Source organism: Bradyrhizobium sp. IAR9 (assembly GCF_013408065.1).
Classification (GTDB): domain Bacteria; phylum Pseudomonadota; class Alphaproteobacteria; order Rhizobiales; family Xanthobacteraceae; genus Bradyrhizobium.
The window spans coordinates 81,572-100,255 of the sequence record NZ_JACBZW010000022.1; the positions used below are offsets into that span (position 1 = coordinate 81,572).

The following is an 18,684-nucleotide window of genomic DNA, read 5'->3' on the forward strand; positions in this document are numbered from 1 at the left end:
GTGTTAGAACCCCGCATCACTTAAGAACTGGCGGGAGCAAATGAAACACATCCTGGACGCCCTTGAAGACCGTCGCGCCGGCGCAAAGCTCGGCGGCGGGGAGAAGCGCATCGAGGCGCAGCACGCCCGCGGCAAGCTGACCGCGCGTGAGCGTATCGAGCTGTTGCTCGATAAGGGATCGTTCGAGGAGTTCGACATGTTCGTCGAGCACCGCTCCACCGAGTTCGGCATGGAGAAGAACAAGGTGCCCGGCGACGGCGTCGTCACGGGGTGGGGCACCGTCAACGGCCGCAAGACGTTCGTATTCGCTAAGGACTTCACGGTGTTTGGCGGCTCGCTATCGGAAACGCATGCGCTGAAGATCACCAAGCTCCAGGACATGGCGATGAAGGCGCGGGCGCCCATCATCGGCCTCTATGACGCGGGCGGCGCCCGCATTCAGGAGGGTGTCGCTGCGCTCGCCGGCTATTCCTACGTGTTCCGCCGCAACGTGCTCGCCTCCGGCGTGATCCCGCAGATCTCCGTCATCATGGGCCCTTGCGCCGGCGGCGACGTCTATTCGCCTGCGATGACCGACTTCATCTTCATGGTGAAGAACACGAGCTACATGTTCGTCACCGGCCCTGATGTGGTGAAGACCGTCACCAACGAGGTCGTCACCGCCGAAGAGCTCGGCGGTGCCTCGGTGCACGCGACGCGCTCCTCGATTGCCGACGGCGCCTTTGAGAACGACGTCGAGACGCTTCTGCAGATGCGGCGGCTAATCGACTTCCTGCCATCCAACAACAGTGACGGCGTGCCGGAATGGCCGAGCTTCGACGACATCGGTCGCGTCGACATGTCCCTGGATACGCTGATCCCGGACAATCCGAACAAGCCTTACGACATGAAGGAGCTGATCCTGAAGGTCGTGGACGAGGGGGACTTCTTCGAGATCGCGGACATGTTCGCCAAGAACATCGTCACCGGCTTCGGCCGCATCGCTGGCCGCACCGTCGGCTTCGTCGCCAACCAGCCGATGGTGCTGGCCGGCGTGCTCGACAGCGACGCATCGCGGAAAGCCGCGCGCTTCGTTCGTTTTTGTGATGCCTTCAACATCCCGATCGTCACCTTCGTCGACGTGCCGGGCTTCCTGCCGGGCACTGCGCAGGAATATGGCGGCCTGATCAAGCACGGCGCGAAACTGCTGTTCGCTTACTCGCAGTGCACCGTGCCGCTGGTGACCATCATCACGCGCAAGGCCTATGGCGGCGCCTTCGACGTCATGGCCTCCAAGGAGATCGGCGCCGACATGAACTACGCCTGGCCGACCGCCCAGATCGCGGTGATGGGCGCCAAGGGCGCGGTCGAGATCATCTTCCGCTCCGACATCGGCGACCCCGACAAGATCACCGCGCGCACCAAGGAATACGAAGACCGCTTCCTGTCGCCGTTCATCGCCGCCGAACGCGGCTACATTGACGACGTCATCATGCCGCATTCGACACGCAAGCGCATCGCACGGGCGCTGGCGATGCTGAAGGACAAGAAGGTGGAAGCGCCGGCGAAGAAGCACGACAATTTGCCGTTGTAGGGAACGTAGCCCGGATGAGCGCAGCGACATCCGGGTTTTTGCAGAGGTTCCGCATGTCGCTTTGCGCATGCGGGATACCGCGTCCTGCTGATTTGGCATCCTCGATCCAATGACCGAAGACGATCCGACCGACGAAATCTCCGATATCGAAGACCGGATCGAGGCTCTTGCCGAGATCGCCGAGCGGTGCCGGAAGTACATCCTGGCGTCCAAGATCGCGATCGGCGGTGGGGCCGCGCTGTTGCTGATCACGATCCTCGGTGTGTTTGGCTTTGGTCAGACCGCGGCCCTCGGATCGATCGCGTTGGTGCTGGGGGGGATCGTGTCGCTGGGCTCGAACGTCAGCACGTTGCGGCAGACGGACGACGCCATTAGTGCTGCGGAGGCACGCCGGGCGGCGTTGATCGGCAGCATCGACCTGCGCGTGGTCGCCGACGCGCCGCTGAAGCTGGTGTGAGGTGTAGGGCGGATTAGCGACAGCGCAATCCGCCAATGTCTTTATCGCCGGATGCAGGCGTTGGCGGATTACGGCTTCGCCTAATTCGCCCTACGAACTACGCGCGTGCCTTATCCGCCGCAGCGAAATGCGCCATCTGGTCGGCATGGGCCTTGATGAAGGCCGGGCGGGCCGTGGCGCGCGCGACGTAGGCGCGGCAGGCAGGACTGTCCGCCAGGCCACCAAAACCATCGACGACGCGCAGCACGTCCGACATCAGGATGTCGGCGACGGAGAAGGAGCCGGCCAGCCATTCGCGGCCGGCCAGCACCGGCTCGAGATGCTTCAGCCGCAGCTTGAGGAAGTCGTCGACGAATTTCCACGCCGCCGTGTCGGTCGGATGGCCCATGAACTTCGACATTCCCCAGGGCAGGCTGGCCATCTCCACCGAATTGAGCGCCGCGAACACCCATTCCGTCGCTTCAGTGCGGCCGCGCGGATCTGATGGCATCAGTTTCTCGCTGAGCCCGCCGAGATGCAGCAGGATCGCGCCGGTCTCGAAGATCGAGAGGTCGCCGTCGGTCAGCCAGGGCACCTGGCCGAAAGGCTGATGCGCGAAATGTGCGGCGCCGCGATCGTCGAATGGGGCGCTTGCGACGCGATAGGGCAGCGCGGCCTCTTCGAGCGCCCAGCGCACGCGAAGGTCGCGCACGAATCCTCGCGGCGGTTCGGGAACCCAATTGAAGGTGGTCAGGGTGAGGTCGGCCATTTGCTGTCTCCGTGTCCTGGTTCGAAACAAAGGACGAGCGAAGGGCGTCCGTTCCGACACCCGCGCCAACTCTTTTTGTCGGCGGCGGCTTATCCGGCTAGGTTCGCGCCAAACAACAGGAGGAAACCCGATGCCCGCTGCCTTCTTCGTCGTTCGCGCCATCGTCACCGATCCCGGCAAGCGCGCCGCTTTTGACCGATGGTACGAGACGGAACATGTGCCCGACGCGGTGAAGGCATTCGGCGTGAGCAAAGCCTGGCGATTCTGGAGCCTGGACGATCCCTCGCTGCATCAGGCGATGTATCAGTTCGATGACGAGGCCAAGCTCGCGGCGATGCTGAAGGGCGATGCGCTCAACCAGCTCGTCGCCGATTTCAACCGCGACTGGCCCGATGTCAGGCGTTCGCGCGAGACGCTGGTGCTGGCGCAGGAGTTTGCGAAGTAGCGAGGTCCATCCAGGCTACGAATTCTCCATCTCACTTCATTTCTGAATCTGAACACAGGATTCAGCCTTGGTTCATGTCGTGACCGCGACACTCCCTCTGCATCACTTGCTCGATAGCCTAGAGGACATGTCATGGAGCGCCGGAACTTTTTGAAACTTGCATTGGGAGTGACGGCGGGCGCCGCCGCCTTCGCCGCGACCGCGCAGGCCGCGCCGTTGTCGCCGCAGCCGGTCGGCGATCCCGCGCGCATGCCGCAAGGCAACCCCGACGCTCATCCTGCCGTCACCACCAGCGAGGAAGCCGCCAAGCTGACGCCGGAACAGGTTCACTGGCATGGCCGCCACCGGGGCTGGGGTCACCGTCATTGGGGCTGGCGTCGCCGGCGCTGGCACCGCCGCCACTGGTGAGCCGCGGCAAGCCGCGAATTGGACGGGGACCGCAGCCGCGGTCCCCGTTTCGATTCCAGGCCGCTCAAAATCCACGGCGGACGATTAGTCGGCGGCAAGCCTGAAAACGAACAAGCCTGAAAACGAAAATGGCCGCGCAGGCTGAACCTGCGCGGCCATCTTTGCGATGCAAAGAGATCAGAACGGGCGGCAGCGGCCGGCGTACCAGCGGAAGCCATAGGGGCACACACGCGCGCGCGGCACGACGACGACTGGCGGAGCGACCACCACCGGGGCGGGGCGCACGACGACCGCGCCGCGCATCGGGCGGCAGCCGCCGTAGGCGCCACGATACCAACCCGGGCCGCAACCCTGCGCGGCGCTGGCGGCCTCGCTGAAACCGACAACCGCGCTGGCGAGCATGGCGGCGGCGAACAGGTATTTCATGTGATCTTCCTTCTCGTCCTTGGGGCAAGTCTTTGGGGGCAAGTCTTTGGAGGCAACTCTCGGGAGGCAGGTCTTTGGAGCAAGTCTTTGGGAGCTTGGCGCTTGCGGCGCACAATGAATCAAAAGACACGATTCGACATGTTAATTTTGCAACATGCCGGCACGGCGCGATCCAAACCTGCCAATCATGACCTGAATGCGGCATGAACGTTCCCGGCATGCGGCTTGGCGCGACAGACACTGGCGTCGGCGGCCGGCCCGGCAGCAATCCTCTACGACGCCGGGGCCGGGAGCATTTGAGGCGCGCACTTCCGGTGTGGCGGCGCGCGGATCAGTCCTTCCCGTCGCCGAACAGCGCGGCAAACTGCTTCTCGCCGGTGCGGGTGAAGTTGACGACGCGGCTGCCGGGTGTGGCGTCGCGCGCCGCCCATTTCAGCTCGGCGAAGCGCTGCATCATGGCGGCCCCCAGTGTGCCGGCGAGATGATGGCGCCGTTCGCTCCAGTCGAGGCAGGCCTTGCACACGGGCCGCCTCGGATGGGTGAGCATGCCGGGCGAGATCTGCAGATGCCTGGCGAGAAAGCGTTCGCCCTCGGCCGTCAGCTCGATGTCCTGCTTCTTCTGCTTGACCAGATGCCGTTCGCGCAGGGAATCGAGCATCTGCACGCCGAGATCGCCGGCGAGGTGGTCGTAGCAGATCCGCGCGCGCCGCAAGGCGGGATCCTTCGGCCCGGTGCGCACGCGCATGTGGCCGGTGCGCGCGGCAAGGCCTGCAAGGCCCTCGAGCACGCTGGCGACGTCGTCGTCGGTGAGGCGATAGTAGCGGTGGCGGCCCTGCTTCTCCGGCTCGACCAGCCCGCCGGCCTCGAGCTTGGCCAGATGCGAGCTCGCAGTCTGCGGCGTGATGCCGGCCTCCTGCGCCAGCTCGCTCGCCGTGAGCGCGCGGCCGTTCATCAGCGCGGTGAGCATGTTGGCGCGCGCGGGATCGCCGACCAGCGAAGCGACCAGGGCGATGTCGGGTCCTGATTTCATGCTTCGATGGTAGCCGAAGCATTGTGGTCGGGCAAGGGCGTAGCGTGTTGCTGCAAACACGTCATTGCGAGGAGCCGAAGCCGTAGGGTGGGCAAAGCGTAAGCGTGCCCACGTTCTGTTGCTATTACGAAGAAATGGTGGGCATGGCGCTGACGCGCCTTTGCCCACCCTACGAGACCGCGCTCGCAGTGACGGAAGAAAACAGGAGCCATCATGTCCGTCACCGTCTTCATCCGCTACCAGATCGACCCGTTCAAGCGCGCGCAGTTCGAGGAATATTCGAAGCGCTGGCTCACCATCATCCCGAAATGCGGCGGTGACCTGATCGGCTATTTCATGCCGCATGAGGGCACCAACAACATCGCCTTCGGGCTGATCAGCTTCGAGAGTCTGGCCGCATACGAGGCCTATCGCGCGCGGCTGCGGCAGGATGCGGAGGGCATGGCGAATTTCCATTTCGCCGAGGAACACAAATTCATCCTCGCTGAAGAGCGCACCTTCCTGCGCAAGGTGGTATTGTAGGCCCGATAGCAGCAGGAGATGCCCATGATCGCCGTGATCTTCGAGGTCTGGCCGAAGCCGGAACACCGCCAGGACTATTTCGACCTCGCAGCCGATCTGAAGCCGATCCTGCAAACCATCGACGGCTTCATCTCGGTCGAGCGCTTCGAGAGCCTGACCGAGAAGGGCAAGATCCTGTCGGTGTCGTTCTGGCGCGACGAGGCGGCGGTGCAGGCCTGGCGCAACACGATGGAGCACCGCCGCACCCAGGCGAAGGGCAGGGCGCAGATCTTTGCCGATTATCATTTGCGCATCGCCAGCGTCGTCAGGGACTACGGCATGAATGATCGCGAGCAGGCGCCGAAGGACAGCCGGGCGGTGCACGACGCGCACTAGCGCTGCCGGGCGCGCACTGGCGCTGCCGTGTTAGCGCGCCTATGTCTGCGCGGCCAACAAGGGAGAAGAAACATGCACGTCACGACCGCGGACAAGCGCGCGACCTTCAAGAAGATGCACGAAAGCGGGTGCTTCATCCTGCCCAATCCGGTCGATAACGGCAGCGCCAAGGCATTGCAGCATCTCGGTTTCAAGGCGATTGCGTCGTCGAGCGCGGGCTTCGCCTGGACCATCGGCAAGGCCGACAACCACGTCAGCGTCGAGGAGGTCTGTCAGCACCTGGCAGCATTGAGCTCGGCCGTCGACATCCCCGTCAACGCCGATTTCGAGGGCGGCTTTGCGGTCGAGCCCGACAGGGTCGCGGACAATGTCGAGCGCTGCGTGCGCACCGGCGTCGCCGGCTTGTCGATCGAGGATTCCACCGGCGACAAGGACAGGCCGCTCTACGATCGCGCACTCGCGGTCGAGCGCATCAAGGCCTCGCGCAAGGCGATCGGCGACAGCGGCACGCTGCTGGTCGGCCGCTGCGAAGCGTATTTGTGGGGCGTGACCGACTTGAAGCTGGTCATCGACCGGCTCACCGCTTACGCCGATGCCGGCGCCGACTGCCTCTATGCGCCGGGCCTGAAGACCCGTGAGGACATCAGCGCCGTGGTGAAGGCGGTGCATCCCAAACCGTTCAATCTTCTGATCGGTGCCTCCGGCCTATCATTGCAAGAGGCCGCCGATCTCGGCGTCCGCCGGATCAGCGTCGGCGGCTCGCTCGCCCGCGCTGCCTGGGGCGGCTTCATGCGCGCCGCAAAGGAGATGGCGGAGAAGGGTACGTTCACCGAGCTCGGCAGCGGTTATCCCGGCGGCGAGCTGAACAAGATGTTCAGCTAGAGGCGACGATCAGCCCAGGAAACGAAAAGCGGCGGGACTTTTTGAGTCCCGCCGCTTACACGCGCTATTGCTAAGTGTTACTTCGCGCCGTCAGACGGCTTCTGCGTATCCGGGGCCGGCTTGCTCGGCGCCGCACCCGTGGTCACGCCCGGCTCGGCGTTGTTGCGCGGTGGCGTCACGTCGCGCATGCCGGGAGGCGCGGCCGGATTGGTGGGCTGCGTCTGTGCCGTCTGCGAGGCCGGTGCGTTGCTGGCCTGGTTGCTAGTGGTGGTATTGTTCAGGCCGTAGAACACGGCACCCAGCACCAGCGCAATCGCAACGGCGAACAACGCAACCTTGCCGCTGGAGGCGGGGCCTTCGCCAAGCTCGGGATCGGCCTGAAGGTCGGCATCCCGGCGCGCCGCGCGAAGATACTCATCGTCGGCGAGGTTCGGGCGGTACGGATCGTTGGGAAAACGGTCGTCAGCCATCGATTCAATCTCCTCGTTGATTGCGCCGTGACAACCCGGGGATGCGAGATTCTGTTCCGCCCGTTTTATGCTTTCGTCGGATGTTGCCCTCCCGGCGGGAATCGGGAACCTGTCTGGCTGGGAACTGGGCGCGGTTCCATGGCCGCGACGAAGGGAACAAGCCGATGTGGAGCCTGCCGCCAACGGATAGCGTGCTGCATCTTCTGGGACTCGTCGCCATCACGGCAGAGGGCATGACGGCGGCACTCGCCGCCGGCCGGCGCAGCATGGACTATGTCGGCGTTTGTCTTCTCGCCTGCGTGACCGCGCTCGGCGGCGGCACGCTGCGCGACCTGTTTCTCGGTCACTACCCGCTGGTGTGGGTGGCGAGCCCAATCTACCTCGCGCTGCCGGGTGGCGCGGCGCTGCTCACGATCCTGATCGCGCGGCTGGTGCATCGGCTGCACCTCGCGTTCATCGTGCTCGATGCCATCGGCCTCGTCGTCTTCACCATGATCGGCTGCAATGTCGGCTGGCAGATGGATGCCTCGCTGCCGATCGTGATCGTGTCGGGCATGGTGACGGGCTGCGCCGGCGGCGTGTTGCGCGACGTGCTCTGCAACGACGTGCCGCTGCTGTTCCGATCCGAACTCTACGCCAGCGTCTCGGTCGTGACGGGACTGTTCTACGCCACCGCCTTCGGCCTCAACCTCAATGCCGAGCTCTGGACCATCCTGACCTTCGTGCTCGGTCTCAGCTTCCGCCTGCTCGCGGTGCGCTACAAATGGGAGATGCCGAAATTCGTGTTCACCGGGGATGAGGAGAGGTGAGCGCCGCGCGCGCGAACGGCGAATAGCGGATAGATCTGGCTATTCGCCACTCCCCATTCGCCCCTGCTTCCTGGCCTTCGCCACCTGCGCCGGCGTCACCAGGGGGGCCGCATTGCCCCAGGCGTTGCGGATGTAGTTCGTCACCGCAGCGATCTCCTCATTGGACAGCCTGTCATAGGGCGGCATCTCGCCGGTGTTGGGCGCGCGCGGGGTGGTCACGGTGTGGGCGCCGTCGAGGATGATGCGCAAGGTGGAGGACGGATTGATCGATTGCAGCAGCGCATTGCCGGGCAGCGGCGGATAGATCCGCTGCGCGCCCGTGCCGTCGGCTTCATGGCATGCGATGCAGAGCTTGGCGTAGACCGCCTGGCCCGCCTTCATCTCGGCATCATCGGGCGGCGTCACGATGGTCTCGCGCCGCGACGGCGGCAGGCTCTTCAGGTACACCGCGATCGCGCGCACATCGGCATCGCTCATCTTCGCGGTCGAGTCGACGACCACCTCCGCCATCAGCCCGCCGGCATGGCTCCTGGCATTGCGCCCGCTCTGCAGATATTCGGCGATGTCCGCCTCGCTCCACGACTTCAGGCCCGTGCGGGAGGCGCCGTCGAGCCTTGGCGCGTACCAGCCGCCGACCTCGTTGCCCGAGAGCGCCTGCGCCGGTTTGTCCGCGCCAAAATAGTTCTTCGGCGTGTGGCAGGCGCCGCAATGACCGAGCCCGGTGACGAGATAGCCACCTCTGTTCCAGGCCGCGCTCTGGCCCTGGTCCGGCTCGAACAGGCCGGGCTTGAAATACATCGCGTTCCAGATCCGCATCAGGCCGCGATAACCGAACGGCCAGCGCAGCTCCGGCGGCTTGTTGCGGCTGACGACGGGCGCAAGCGTGCCGAGATAGGCGCGGATCGCCAGCGTGTCGTCCTTCGTCATCTTCGTGAAGTAGGGATAAGGGAACGCCGGATAGTAGTTTGAGCCGTCGGGCGCGACGCCGGTGCGCAATGCGCGGGTGAAATCGGCATCTTTCCAGGCGCCGATCCCGGTGTCGCGGTCCGGGGTCAGGTTCGGCGCATAGATCGCGCCGAACGGCGTGTCGATGCGCTTGCCGCCCGCGAACGGTTTTGCCGGATCGGCGGTGTGGCAGCCCGCGCAGTCGCCGGCCTCGACCAGCGTCTTGCCGTAGGCGATCAGCTCCGGCGACGGCTCGGCGGCGCGGGCTGCGCTTGCAACCGCACTGCACAACGCCAAGCCGACAACAGCCGCGCCAGCCAGAATCGTCCGCATCGAAAGTCTCTCCTGCGACCAATCGCCCGCATCCCGGCACGACAGGGGCATCAGTTCATTTCGCCACAGTGGGGGTATGGTGACACAAATTGAAAATGCCCAACGTGTTTCAGGCCACGAAATTGCGATTTTTACCCAGGCCTCCCTTTGGTCCAGATTTGTGATGCGGATCGTGAAATATCCGACATAGAGTGGCGAGATTGGTCGGCGCGCCCTAGCTAAAAACAACGGGAAGGCAACGGCTTAAGTCGGAAAGACCTGAAACAGGGCGATAAAGAGGACAGCATGGGAATCAACCAGGGTCCGATCAGTCTCGATCAAAAATACACCCAGGAAACCGGGCACGTCTTCACCACGGGCATCCAGGCCCTGGTCCGCCTGCCTATGGCCCAGATCCGGCGTGACCGCGCCAGCGGCCTCAACACCGCGGGCTTCATCTCCGGCTATCGCGGCTCGCCGCTCGGCGGCTACGACCAGCAGCTCTTTGCCGCCCGCAAGCATCTCGAACAGTACAACATCAAGTTCCAGCCCGGCGTGAACGAGGATCTGGCTGCCACCGCCGTCTGGGGCTCGCAGCAGCTTAACCTCTCGCCCGGCGCGAAATATGACGGGGTGGTCGGCATCTGGTACGGCAAGGGCCCCGGCGTCGATCGCTGCGGCGACGTGTTCCGCCACGGCAATGCCGCAGGCTCGGCCAAGAACGGCGGCGTGCTCTGTCTCGCCGGTGACGACCACGGCGCAAAATCCTCGACGGTCCCGCATCAGTCCGACCATGCCTTCATGTCGGCCTTGATGCCGTATCTCTATCCCTCGAGCATCCATGAGATGATCGAGATGGGCCTGCTCGGCATCGCGATGTCGCGCTATTCCGGCTGCTGGGTCGGCATGAAGGTGATCACGGAGACGGTGGAGACCACCGCCGAGATCGACCTCACCGACGAGATGAAGCCGTTCATCATCCCCACCGATTTCGAGATGCCGCAAGGCGGACTCAACCTGCGCTGGCCCGACGACCGCTTCGAGCAGGACCGCCGCCTGCAGGACTACAAGGGCTTTGCCGCGATCGCCTTTGCGCGCGCCAACAAGGTCAACCGCGTCACCATGGATTCGCCGAACGCCCGCTTCGGCATCATGGCGTCAGGCAAAAGCTATGAGGACGTCCGTCAGGCGCTGCGCGAGCTCGGCGTCACCGAAGAGGTCGCTGCCAAGATCGGCCTTCGCCTCTACAAGATCGGCATGCCGTGGCCGCTGGAGCCGGAAGGCGTGCATGAATTCGCCGTCGGCCTGGAGGAGATCTTCATCGTCGAGGAGCGCCGCGAGATCGTCGAGAACCAGGTCAAGCAGGTATTGTTCAACTGGCGCGACGACGTGCGCCCGCGCATCGTCGGCAAGATGGACGAGCACGACAAGCGCTTTTTGACCTTCGCCGCCGAGCTCAGCGTCGCCTCGCTTGCGACCTCGCTTACCGAGCGACTTCTCAAGCTCGATCTCAATCCTGAGATTGCTTCGATGCTCCGCGCCAAGGCCGACTGGTTCAACGGCCGTCAGGCCACCCAGATGCAGGCGGTCGCACCTGTCTCCCGCACTCCGTATTTCTGCTCCGGCTGTCCCCACAACACCTCGACGAAGGTCCCCGAAGGCAGCCGCGCGCTCGCCGGCATCGGCTGCCACTTCATGGCGCTGTGGATGGACCGCTCGACCGAGACCTTTACGCATATGGGCGGCGAGGGCGTGCCGTGGGTCGGCATCGCACCCTTCACCAACGAGAACCACATTTTCGCCAATCTCGGCGACGGCACCTATTTCCACTCGGGCCTTCTCGCCATCCGCCAGGCGGTGGCATCCAAGACCAACATCACCTACAAGATCCTCTACAACGACGCGGTGGCCATGACCGGCGGCCAGCGCCATGACGGCGATCTCTCGCCGCAGCAGATCACCCATCAGCTCCACGCCGAAGGCATCCGCGAGATCTATCTTGTCTCGGAGGCGCCCGATGCCTATCCGGCCGGCACCATCGCGCCGGGCGTGAAGCTCTATCATCGCGACGAGCTGCAGAACGTCATGAAGATGTGCCGGGAACACAAGGGCACATCGGCGATCGTGTTCGTGCAGACCTGCGCCGCCGAAAAACGCCGCCGCCGCAAGCGCGGCCTGATGGAAGATCCGGCGCGCCGCGTCATGATCAACCCCGCGGTCTGCGAAGGCTGCGGCGATTGCTCGGTGCAGTCGAATTGTATCTCGGTTGAGCCGCTGGAGACCGAGTTCGGTCGCAAGCGCGCCATCAACCAGTCGTCCTGCAACAAGGATTATTCCTGCCTCAAGGGCTTTTGCCCATCCTTCGTCACCGTGGACGGCGGCAAGCCGCGCCACCGTGCGCCGGCCGAGCTTGCCGATATCGGCGCGCTACCCGAGCCGGCCTCGCGCCCGACGCTCGACAAGCCCTATAACATCGCGGTCGGCGGCGTCGGCGGCACCGGCGTGCTCACTATCGGCGCGCTGCTCGGCATGGCCGCCCATATCGAGGGCAAGGCCTCGATGATCCTCGACATGTCCGGCCTTGCACAGAAGGGCGGGGCGGTGCTCAGCCATGTCCGCCTGTCGGATCACCCCGCGGAAGTGACCTGCTCGCGCATCGTCACCGGCACGGCCGATCTCGTGCTCGCCGCCGATGAGGTGGTCGCGGTCGCCAAGGACACGATCTCGCTCTGCGACTCCACGCGGACGCGCGGCATCATCAACAGCCACGTCATTCCTACCGCCGATTTCGTCCTTAACCGCGACTTCAACTTCCAGACCCGCAAGCTGAACGGGCTCTTGGAGACCGCGCTGCACAAGGACTCGGTGTTCTTCGATTTCACCAAGCCGGCCGAGCAGCTGCTCGGCGACAGCATCGCCACCAACATGATGATGATGGGCTACGCCTATCAGAAGGGCTTGTTCCCGCTGTCGGCGGAGTCGATCGAACAGGCGATCGAGGTCAACGGCGTCTCGATCAAGATGAACAAGGAAGCCTTCCGCCTCGGCCGGCTCGCGGTCGCCGATCCCGCACGTCTTGCCAACATGCTGAAGGGTACGGACCAGGTGGCTGCGCCCAAGACGCTGGACGCCATGAGCCTCGACGAGGTCATCGAGCACCGCGCCAAGCACCTCGCTGCCTATCAGAACAGCCGTCTCGCCAAGCGCTACCGCAAGCTGATCGACCAGGTGCGCGATGCCGCAGTGAAGGGCGGTTATGGCGATGCGCTGCCGCGCGCGGTTGCGGTGAACTACGCCAAGCTCTTGGCCTACAAGGACGAATACGAAGTCGCGCGCCTCTACACCGACGGCGCCTTCGCCCAGCAGCTCCGCGATCAATTCGAGGGCGACTTCAAATTCAGCTTCAACCTGGCGCCGCCGATCCTCGGCGGTGGCCTCGACGCGCTGGGACGCCCGAAGAAGCGCGCCTTCGGCCCCTGGATGCTGAACGTCTTCGGCGTGCTGGCGAAACTCAAATTCCTGCGCGGCACGCCGCTCGACATCTTCGGCCGCAGCGCCGACCGCAAGCTCGAACGCGACCTGATCGCCGGCTACGAGAAGGACGTCGCCACCGTGCTCGGCCTGTTGTCGCCGGTGACGATCGACACCGCGGTGGAACTGCTGTCGCTGCCCGACCGCATCCGCGGCTACGGCCCGGTGAAGGAGAAAGCGGTCGCGGACGCCAAGGCCCGCTACGCCCAACTCGCCGCGGACTTGGCCAACCCGCCGCCCGCGCCAAGGCAGATCGCGGCGGAGTAGGCCGGTCTCGTAGGGCGGATTAGCGACGCGTAATCCGCCACATCCGTTGCCGTGGCGATCAATACGGCGGATTACGCCTTCGGCTAACACTACTGAGTCAGCGGACGACAATTCATCCGTTTGACAAGAGTTGTGGCGCCGCGATATCAGCAACTTGCGATAGTGAGGCGCGCCGGGCGATGCGGCCCTGCGCTATGCGGGGCGATGATCGATGTCATTGCGCACTGTGTTGATGCTGTTTCTGGCCGTCGGTGTTTTGGCGGCGTTGGGGATGTTCTGGAATCAGCATGCCATCGAACGCGTCATGCGCGATGGCTATGGCACCACCGGAAAGATCATTTCGGCCAAAGTCGTCTCGCCGCGGTTTCCGTTCGTGTTTGACGGCGGCTGGCCGCGCTATGTCGACGAAAATCTGTCGATCGGATTGCAGTGGACCGGCAGGGATGGCGTCCAGCGCGAGCGCACGGGCATTGCGGTCAGTGCTGCCTATGCGGCGCGGATCATGGTTGGCAACCAGCTCAAGCTCCTGACGATTCCCATTCAGGCTGTTGACGACGATGCATCGCTTCCGGTCATTGTCGAGGATCTCGACGACCATCTGAACCATATCCGGTCCACGTCCAGGTTCATGGCGGCGGGAGCAGGCGTTTGCGCCGTGCTCCTGATGCTCGTGATCGGATGGCAGACATGGTCGGCGCGTCGAGGCGGGCCGAGGAGTGCGACGATCGCCGCCGGAGCAAGGCGTCCCTTTCCTTACATCCTCGGGACCCTGACTGCTGTGATGCTTCCATTCGGCGGCTACATGCTGGTGAACTCCTACATTGAGCAAAGCACGTTGAATGAGATCCTCGCCCATGGCGATGACGCCACCGCCGATGTGACCCGCGCCTACGGTGAGGTGAACAAGGCCGGTGAGGCCCCGAGCTATCTCGTGACGCTGGCGTGGACCGACAAGAGCGGACGACAGCGGGCCTACGGACCGACCCATATCAGCCCGGCGTTCTGGCGGCAGATCACGCGCAACGGCGTCCAGACCGTCAGACAGATCAGGATCCGCTATCTCACGGGCAGACCTGATGCGCGGCCCCTGATCGTCGACGACGCGGCCGAGCGCCAACACCAGGACAGTTTTGGCGTGAAGGGAGGCGCTGTGTTTCTCGTCCTCGGCCTGATGTTCGCCGGGCTGACCGCGTTCCGTTATCGCGCGCGCCCGAGCACCGCCTCGTAGCGAAGAGTCTGTCTTTCACCCCTCGTATCGGACGAGCGAGCAATGTTCACAGCCCTTGATGCGCCTCCCGATCGGCTCGATAAGCACGAGCAGAATTTCGTCGAGAAAGTTCGCAATCACGGCTGGTTCGGCACGCATGTCTTCCCCGATGGCGAAGGACCGGGCTTCGCCTACACGACCGGATTCTGGCTGAAGTTCAGGTTTCCGGAGATGATCGTGTTTTCAATGGGGCAGCAGACCGCCCAGGATACGTTCTGGACGATCTACCACGAACTCGACGCAGGACGGCGACCGCTGGTCGGCGAGCCCACCGATGCGCTGTTTGAGAATGTCGCCGCCGTGCTCCTTCCGGTGTCGTTGCAGCACTACCGCTCGCATCTCGGATGGAGCAGATGGTTCTACGGCAATGATGAGTTCGAATGCCTGCAAGTCGCGTACCCCGATCCGACGGGCATTTTCCCTGGGCTGCGGAGGCATCCGCTGAGGCCCGTGCCGCACAGCCCGACCTGACGGAAGGCAACTGGCTGGGACGGCGCAAGGTCCCGTAGGGTGGGCAAAGGCGCGAAGCGCCGTGCCCACGACCTCGCCATGATTGCGCAAAAGACGTGGGCACGCTTCCGCCTTCGCTCTCCGAGCTACGGCGGACAAGTCGCTTTGCCCACCCTACGGCACCATCCCTTGTGTTGCCCGTCGGGCAAAACACCCACGCCGTGGGTCAATCCGCTTACGCAAAAACATTCCGCTTTACCGAAATTCGGAAACGTCGTATTTCCTTGGCCACCTCATCCCTCTCAGAGGGGCGTATCGCGATCGTCACGAAACGCGGGGTGAGTGGCGGTGGACGCGGGCTGCGTCGCGCGGGCGATTGGCTCGTGCACGACGGGCGCGGTCTCGCGTACGGCAAAATCGTGTGGTCCTGACGCCCGCAGGCTGGCGTCAAGTCTTGCGAGTAATTGCAAGGCGACGGGGGCAATAGTGCATCGCTCCCCGGGGAGAGCACGACATAAGCCGTAAAGCCACTGCGCAGGGAAGGCCAGATGTTTGGCCGCACCTGTATGCCGCTGTGCATCTGTTCTTCGCGCAATCGCGCACAGCGGACCGTGCGTGCCCAGCCGGCACCCGGTCTTCCCTGCGCCCTCTGTTCAAGGAGGGAGCGAGACGGAAGCAAAGCTCGGGCGAGATGGGCCGCGAGGATGCGGGGGTGTGTCTGCGATGTGAGAGCGAGCCGGTCATCTAGACCGTCACCCTGAGGCGCTCGCCTCTTCGGCGAGCCTCGAAGGGCGACGGCCCGGCTGTCGCTCAGTGGGCGTCGAGATAGCTTGGCCGTGCATCCTTCGAGGCTCCTGATGGGGCGCGCTGCGCCCCATCACTCGCACCTCAGGATGACGGGATTGGGAGTTGCGCCGACCCGCTGCCCTCTCGCGGGGCGGAATATTTCCGCGCTTGCCAATCTGCCCAGTGCGGTTCAGAAAAACGGGGCAATCAAGAAACGCCAGCGGAGACCTGAAGTTTGACCATCAAGGGCAAGGCCTACATTGCCGGGATCTACGAACACCCGACCCGGCATGCGCCGGACAAATCCACCGCCCAGCTCCACGCCGAGGTCGCCAAGGGCGCGATCGAGGATGCCGGGATCAGCAAGGACGATGTCGACGGCTATTTCTGCGCGGGCGATGCGCCCGGCGGCGCCTGGCCGATGGTCGACTATCTCGGCCTGAACACCAAGAAGCTCCGCCACGTTGACTCCACCGAGACCGGCGGCTGTTCCTACATCATCCATCTCGGCCATGCCGCCGAGGCGATCGCGGCGGGCAAGTGCTCGATTGCGCTGATCACGCTCGCCGGCAAGCCCCGCACCGGTGTGATGCCGCCGCGTGCGGCCGGTGCCGAGGTCGATTTCGAATCCGCTTACGGGGCGACCACGCACAATGCCTATGGCATGTGTGCCATGCGCCATATGCACGACTACGGCACCACCTCGGAGCAGCTCGCCTGGATCAAGGTCGCGGCCTCGCATCACGCGCAATACAATCCGCATGCGATGCTCAAGGACGTCGTCACCGTCGAGGACGTCCTGAACTCGCCGATGATCTCCGATCCGCTGCATCGCATGGATTGCTGCGTCGTCTCCGACGGCGGCGGCGCGCTGATCGTGACGACGCCGGAGATCGCCAGGAGCCTGAAGAAGCCATTGGTCAAGCTGATCGGCCATGGCGAGGCGATGAAGGGCCCGCGCGGCGGCAAGGATCTCGATCTCACGTACTCCGCCGGCATCTGGTCCGGCCCGCGTGCGTTCGAGGAAGCCGGCATCACGCCGAAGGACATCAAATACGCCTCGATCTATGACAGCTTCACCATCACGGTGCTGATGCAGCTCGAGGATCTCGGCTTCTGCAAGAAAGGCGAGGGCGGCAAGTTCGTCGCCGACGGCAATCTGATCTCGGGCGTCGGCAAGCTGCCGTTCAACACCGACGGCGGCGGCCTCTGCAGCAACCATCCGGTCAACCGCGGCGGCATGACCAAGATCATCGAGGCCGTGCGGCAGCTGCGCGGCGAGGCGCATCCGAAGGTGCAGGTCAAGAATTGCGATCTCGCCATCGCTCACGGCACCGGCGGCCTTTTGGGAGTTCGCCACGCCGCCTCGACGGCCATTCTGGAGCGCGTGTGATGAGCGAGACGAAGAAATATCCGGCACCGGTCACGAACCCCGAGACCGCCGCGTTCTGGGATGCGGCGAAGCAGGGCAAGTTCATGATCAAGCGCTGCACGGCGTGCGGCGAAGCGCACTATTTCCCGCGCTCGATCTGCCCGTTCTGCTACTCCGACAAGACGGTGTGGGAGGAAGCCTCGGGCGAGGGGACGATTTACACCTGGAGCCTGATGCGGAAGTCGCCGACCGGCCCATACGCCATCGGCTACGTCACGCTGAAGGAGGGGCCGTCGGTGCAGACCAATTTCGTCGACTGCGATCTTGAGAAGCTCAAGATCGGCCAGAAGGTGAAAGTGGTGTTTAAGCCGACGGATGGTGCGCCACTGCCGTTCTTCACGCCTGCCTGACACGAAGCAAGATGTAACCCTCTCCCCTTGTGGGAAAGGGTGGCAGCTGAAGGCTGCCGGGTGAGGGGTCTCCCTCCGCACGAGAAGTGTCAATGCGGAGCCAACCCCTCACCCACGTGACTTTGTTGCAAGAGCGGTGCTGCCCTCTCCCACAAGGGGAGAGGGCACATTCACGGGCATCGCCGCCTGCGGATAAGAAACTCGGGAGGAAGACAAACAACATGTCCGCCAGATACGAAGAGCTCAAAGGCCTGAAAAACCTCGGCCAGAAATACGCCTACACCGATCGCGAGGTGATGCTCTACGCCTACGGCATCGGGCTCGGCGCCGATCCGATGGACGAGAATGAGCTCGCCTTCGTCAACGAGGGCACGCTGACGCCGCGGCCGCTCAAGGTGGTGCCGACATTCGCGTCCGTCGCGGCGTGGGGCGCGGGTCCCGGCGAGATGAACCTCAACCGCGTCATGGTGGTCGATGGCGAGCGCGACATCACCTTCCACCAGCCGCTGCCGGTCGCCGCGCACATCACCGCCGACTCTTCCGTCGTTGAAGTCTACGACAAGGGCAAGGACAAGGGCGTCGTCATCGCCCACCAGACCGTGCTCAAGAACGAGAAGGGCGAGAAGCTCGCGACCCTCGTCGCCTCGCGCTTCGCCCGCGGCGACGGCGGCTTTGGCGGGCCGAGCCTGACCCAGCCCGATCCGCACAAGATCCCGTCACGCGCACCCGACAAGACCATCGACATCACCACGCGCCCCGACCAGGCGCTGGTCTATCGCCTCTGCGGCGACCGCAACCCGCTGCATAGCGATCCCGAGTTCGCCAAGAAGGCCGGCTTTCCGCGTCCGATCCTGCACGGCATGTGCACCTACGGCATCACCTGCCGCGGCGTGCTGCAGACCTACGCCGACTACGACGCGAGCGCCTTCCGCCAGCACGTCGCGCGGTTCTCTTCGCCGGTCTATCCCGGCGAGACCGTGACCATGGACCTCTGGAAGGACGGCAACGTGATCTCGTTCGAAGCCAAGGTGAAGTCGCGCGGCGTCACCGTGATCAAGAACGGCAAGACGGTGCTGGGTTAGGCGGGCACTGGTGCTTCACTCCCTCGCCCCGCTTGCGGGAAGAGGGTGGGGTGAGGGGGAGTCTTCCCGGGGACGGTGAGTTGAGCTCGCGGGGGCTCCCCCTCACCCTGAAATCAA

The 18,684-nt window shown here is 64.2% G+C and carries 19 protein-coding genes; 14 read left to right on the forward strand and 5 right to left on the reverse strand.

The window, feature by feature from the left end; genetic code table 11:
- Positions 1-40: 40 nt before the first annotated feature.
- Positions 41-1,573 (forward strand): acyl-CoA carboxylase subunit beta, encoded by a 1,533-nt coding sequence (locus tag GGD67_RS37310; RefSeq protein ID WP_091957395.1) that lies wholly within the window; start codon positions 41-43, stop codon positions 1,571-1,573.
- A gap of 109 nt (positions 1,574-1,682) precedes the next feature.
- Positions 1,683-2,030 (forward strand): hypothetical protein, encoded by a 348-nt coding sequence (locus GGD67_RS37315; protein WP_179739883.1) that lies wholly within the window; start codon positions 1,683-1,685, stop codon positions 2,028-2,030.
- Positions 2,031-2,127: 97 nt separating this feature from the next.
- Here the strand turns inward: GGD67_RS37315 and GGD67_RS37320 are convergent, their stop codons facing one another.
- The gene (locus GGD67_RS37320; protein WP_179739884.1) at positions 2,128-2,778 is read right to left on the reverse strand and encodes a glutathione S-transferase family protein; all 651 of its coding nucleotides are present in this window, start codon (positions 2,776-2,778) and stop codon (positions 2,128-2,130) included.
- Between the two features lie 130 nt (positions 2,779-2,908).
- Between GGD67_RS37320 and GGD67_RS37325 the strand changes: the two genes are divergently transcribed.
- Positions 2,909-3,223 carry a hypothetical protein gene (locus GGD67_RS37325; RefSeq protein ID WP_179739887.1) on the forward strand — a complete coding sequence of 105 codons (315 nt, stop codon included), beginning with the start codon at positions 2,909-2,911 and terminating at the stop codon, positions 3,221-3,223.
- 132 nt (positions 3,224-3,355) lie between these two features.
- Complete coding sequence (locus GGD67_RS37330) at positions 3,356-3,631, forward strand: twin-arginine translocation signal domain-containing protein (protein WP_104461113.1); 276 nt, start codon at positions 3,356-3,358, stop codon at positions 3,629-3,631.
- 177 nt (positions 3,632-3,808) lie between these two features.
- On the opposite strand, the gene GGD67_RS37335 is transcribed toward GGD67_RS37330, so the two are convergent.
- Together GGD67_RS37335 and GGD67_RS37340 are read right to left on the reverse strand one after the other, a co-directional pair.
- The gene (locus GGD67_RS37335) at positions 3,809-4,057 is read right to left on the reverse strand and encodes a GCG_CRPN prefix-to-repeats domain-containing protein (protein WP_026202719.1); all 249 of its coding nucleotides are present in this window, start codon (positions 4,055-4,057) and stop codon (positions 3,809-3,811) included.
- Between the two features lie 331 nt (positions 4,058-4,388).
- A complete protein-coding gene (locus GGD67_RS37340; RefSeq protein WP_177237286.1) occupies positions 4,389-5,087 on the reverse strand; it encodes a helix-turn-helix transcriptional regulator in 699 nt (232 codons plus the stop codon).
- Positions 5,088-5,300: 213 nt separating this feature from the next.
- On the opposite strand from GGD67_RS37340, the gene GGD67_RS37345 reads away from it, so the two are divergent.
- The 3 genes from GGD67_RS37345 to GGD67_RS37355 all read left to right on the forward strand — a co-directional run bounded on the left by GGD67_RS37345 (position 5,301) and on the right by GGD67_RS37355 (position 6,866).
- Positions 5,301-5,609 carry an NIPSNAP family protein gene (locus GGD67_RS37345; protein ID WP_018322300.1) on the forward strand — a complete coding sequence of 103 codons (309 nt, stop codon included), beginning with the start codon at positions 5,301-5,303 and terminating at the stop codon, positions 5,607-5,609.
- A gap of 24 nt (positions 5,610-5,633) precedes the next feature.
- Positions 5,634-5,984, forward strand: coding sequence for an antibiotic biosynthesis monooxygenase (locus GGD67_RS37350; RefSeq protein ID WP_026202720.1), 351 nt, complete (start codon positions 5,634-5,636; stop codon positions 5,982-5,984).
- Between the two features lie 72 nt (positions 5,985-6,056).
- Entirely contained in the window at positions 6,057-6,866 is an 810-nt protein-coding gene (locus GGD67_RS37355) for an oxaloacetate decarboxylase (RefSeq protein ID WP_179739889.1), read from the forward strand.
- Between the two features lie 77 nt (positions 6,867-6,943).
- On the opposite strand, the gene GGD67_RS37360 is transcribed toward GGD67_RS37355, so the two are convergent.
- A complete protein-coding gene (locus GGD67_RS37360) occupies positions 6,944-7,336 on the reverse strand; it encodes a hypothetical protein (RefSeq protein ID WP_018322303.1) in 393 nt (130 codons plus the stop codon).
- 164 nt (positions 7,337-7,500) lie between these two features.
- Between GGD67_RS37360 and GGD67_RS37365 the strand changes: the two genes are divergently transcribed.
- Complete coding sequence (locus GGD67_RS37365) at positions 7,501-8,145, forward strand: trimeric intracellular cation channel family protein (RefSeq protein WP_018322304.1); 645 nt, start codon at positions 7,501-7,503, stop codon at positions 8,143-8,145.
- A gap of 39 nt (positions 8,146-8,184) precedes the next feature.
- On the opposite strand, the gene GGD67_RS37370 is transcribed toward GGD67_RS37365, so the two are convergent.
- Positions 8,185-9,423: a cytochrome c gene (locus GGD67_RS37370; RefSeq protein ID WP_179739891.1), complete on the reverse strand. Its 1,239-nt coding sequence runs from the start codon at positions 9,421-9,423 to the stop codon at positions 8,185-8,187.
- 285 nt (positions 9,424-9,708) lie between these two features.
- On the opposite strand from GGD67_RS37370, the gene GGD67_RS37375 reads away from it, so the two are divergent.
- From GGD67_RS37375 to GGD67_RS37400, 6 genes are all read left to right on the forward strand, one after another.
- The gene (locus GGD67_RS37375; protein WP_179739893.1) at positions 9,709-13,200 is read left to right on the forward strand and encodes an indolepyruvate ferredoxin oxidoreductase family protein; all 3,492 of its coding nucleotides are present in this window, start codon (positions 9,709-9,711) and stop codon (positions 13,198-13,200) included.
- Between the two features lie 232 nt (positions 13,201-13,432).
- Entirely contained in the window at positions 13,433-14,428 is a 996-nt protein-coding gene (locus tag GGD67_RS37380; RefSeq protein ID WP_246784514.1) for a hypothetical protein, read from the forward strand.
- Positions 14,429-14,470: 42 nt separating this feature from the next.
- Complete coding sequence (locus tag GGD67_RS37385) at positions 14,471-14,938, forward strand: DUF4262 domain-containing protein (protein WP_246784513.1); 468 nt, start codon at positions 14,471-14,473, stop codon at positions 14,936-14,938.
- A 1,000-nt stretch (positions 14,939-15,938) separates the two neighbouring features.
- Positions 15,939-17,096, forward strand: a complete 1,158-nt coding sequence (locus tag GGD67_RS37390; RefSeq protein ID WP_018322309.1) for a thiolase domain-containing protein — start codon at positions 15,939-15,941, stop codon at positions 17,094-17,096.
- The gene (locus tag GGD67_RS37395) at positions 17,096-17,485 is read left to right on the forward strand and encodes a Zn-ribbon domain-containing OB-fold protein (protein ID WP_018322310.1); all 390 of its coding nucleotides are present in this window, start codon (positions 17,096-17,098) and stop codon (positions 17,483-17,485) included. The genes GGD67_RS37390 and GGD67_RS37395 overlap by 1 nt, the downstream gene beginning before the upstream one ends.
- Before the next feature lie 221 nt (positions 17,486-17,706).
- Entirely contained in the window at positions 17,707-18,567 is an 861-nt protein-coding gene (locus tag GGD67_RS37400; protein ID WP_092260165.1) for a MaoC family dehydratase, read from the forward strand.
- Positions 18,568-18,684: the final 117 nt, after the last annotated feature.